We start from the raw sequence: 416 nt of genomic DNA, 5'->3' as shown, positions 1-416 counted from the left end.
GCGAAGTGTTTGGGGTGATATTTCTTGATAGTCAGCATCGGGTTTTACGCACAAAAGAGATGTTTAACGGCACCATTGACGCCGCATCCGTTTACCCTCGTGAAGTGGTCAAAGAGTCACTGGCCACAAACGCAAGTGCAGTCATTTTTTATCATAACCATCCCAGCGGTGATGCCACACCCAGCCAAGCCGATCGACGTATTACTCGACGACTGACTGACGTGTTAGCCTTGGTTGATATTCGAGTACTCGATCACTTCGTGGTGTCTTTTGAAGATGTGGTGTCGTTTGCGGAGCGTGGTTGGATATAACCATTAGTTAGTGAAAAATGTCTCTCATTCACGCCTATTCTGGCGTGAATGACTTCGGTAACGTAATGCAGTAAACTAAAGACAATTAAATAAGGTTTCTATTAT

Annotated in this window: 1 protein-coding gene; it reads left to right on the top strand. The window is 44.7% G+C overall.

The window, feature by feature from the left end:
* Positions 1 to 311 (top strand): JAB domain-containing protein (locus AB4589_RS25755; protein ID WP_372101952.1); only part of this gene is annotated, 311 nt, incomplete at its 5' end.
* Positions 312 to 416: the final 105 nt, after the last annotated feature.

The organism is Vibrio sp. 10N.222.49.A3 (assembly GCF_041475145.1).
GTDB lineage: Bacteria > Pseudomonadota > Gammaproteobacteria > Enterobacterales > Vibrionaceae > Vibrio > Vibrio tasmaniensis_A.
The sequence above is the reverse complement of the archived record's forward strand: the minus strand, read 5'-3'. Positions and strand labels throughout refer to the sequence as shown.